Raw genomic sequence first — 1,718 nt, 5'->3', positions numbered from 1 at the left:
AACGTCAGTCTGTGAAAAAACCTCCGTAGTATTATCATCAAATATAACAAAATACTAGTATAAAAAGAAGATTTTTCGTATTTTTAAGAATGCAACATATCACAGGAATTTCCCGTCACCAGATGCGTTTTTCTAGTTTAGAAGACACTATAAGTCCCGATAATCAGGTACGTTTTATTGATGCCTTTGTAGAGCTTATTGACATCTCTAAGCTCGATTTTGCCATAAAAACGATCAAGACCGAAGGTCGCCCGAGTTTCAATAGTAAAGTATTTCTAAAGATCTATTTATACGGTTATCTCAACGGAATCAGGAGTGGTCGTGATCTAGAAAAGGAATGCTTGAGAAACATGGAAATGCAATGGCTTTTAGAAGATATTCGTCCTAATTACCACAGCATCTCAGATTTTAGAAAAGACAATCCCATTGGCTTGAAAAAGTTATTCAAATTGTTTGTTTCGTTCTTGAAAGATGCTGATTTGATAGGTGGCGAAACCATTGCTATCGATGGTACCAAAAGCCGCGCACACAATAGCAAGAAAGCCAATTTCAACCAAAAGAAAATCGACAAACACTTAGCTTATATTGAAGCTAAGACCCAAGAATACTTGGATACGTTGGAAGAAAATGACGGCAAAGATAATTCGGCTATAATCCAAAATATCCAGCAAAAGATAGAGCGCTTGAAAGGAAACAAGTTTCGTTATGAGCAACTGGAAGAAAAGCTAAAAGCAAGCGGAGAACCCCAAATAAGCACTACCGACAATGATGCCAGGGCATTGTTAGTTCAAGGCCAAGTGGTTGAAATATCATTCAATATGCAGGCAGCTGTAGATGCCAAGCACAATCTTGTCGTAGCCACACACACCATCAATCGCAATGACCGTAACGCCTTGTCGGCTATTGCCATAGAGGCTAAAGAGAATTTAGAAATAGAAACATACACGGCCTTGGTGGATAAAGGCTATCATAACGGGCGGGAAATAGAAGCCTGCAAACAGGCCAACATCACTACAATTGTAGCACAGCCAGAACAAGGAAAAAATAAAGAAAGGATAACCGAGAATTATCTGATCTCTAAGTTCCAATACGACCAAATCACCGACACCTACACTTGTCCACAGGGCGAAACGCTTAAAACCACAGGCAGCTGGTACAAGAAAACCACGGACAGAGACAGTTATGAGTTTAAGAGATACGGAACCCCAAAATGCAGGGAATGTCCTGTAAAGGATTTATGTACCAGCCGAGCGGAAGGCAGGAAAATAGACAGAAGCCAATATGCCGATGCCGTGGCAGAAAACAACAAACGCTACCATGAAAACGCAGAATTCTATCGCAAACGACAGGAAATCAACGAGCATATCTTTGGCACCATCAAGCGACAATGGGGCTACAACCACACCAACTTAACTGGATTGGAAAAAGTAAACGGAGAACATAGCTTAATTATGCTGGTGTATAACATCAAACGCAGTATCAATATACTCGGCGTTCCGGATTTGATAGCCAAACTCCAAAAATGGAACTCGCCCTACAAGGCAAAAGCCTTGCTTCTAATAAAAACGATTTGTTTAAAGCTAAATACAGCTAACAATTTTTATCCAATGAAATTAGCAGCCTGAAAAAAGACTTCGTTATAAGGCTTGATTTGAATTGCAGTATCATAAAATTTGGTGGTTTTTAGAAAAAAAAGAGGTTTTTTCACAGCCTGACGT

At 39.6% G+C, this 1,718-nt stretch carries 1 protein-coding gene; it reads left to right on the top strand.

Features of this window, described 5'->3' with window-relative positions; translation table 11 throughout:
* The first annotated feature begins 89 nt into the window (after positions 1 to 89).
* Complete coding sequence (locus tag E0H99_RS17100; protein WP_240723512.1) at positions 90 to 1,625, top strand: IS1182 family transposase; 1,536 nt, start codon at positions 90 to 92, stop codon at positions 1,623 to 1,625.
* Positions 1,626 to 1,718: the final 93 nt, after the last annotated feature.

It is taken from the genome of Flavobacterium sp. GT3P67, assembly GCF_004349155.1.
GTDB classification, from domain to species: domain Bacteria; phylum Bacteroidota; class Bacteroidia; order Flavobacteriales; family Flavobacteriaceae; genus Flavobacterium; species Flavobacterium ranwuense.
This window is presented reverse-complemented; position numbering and strand designations above follow the sequence as displayed.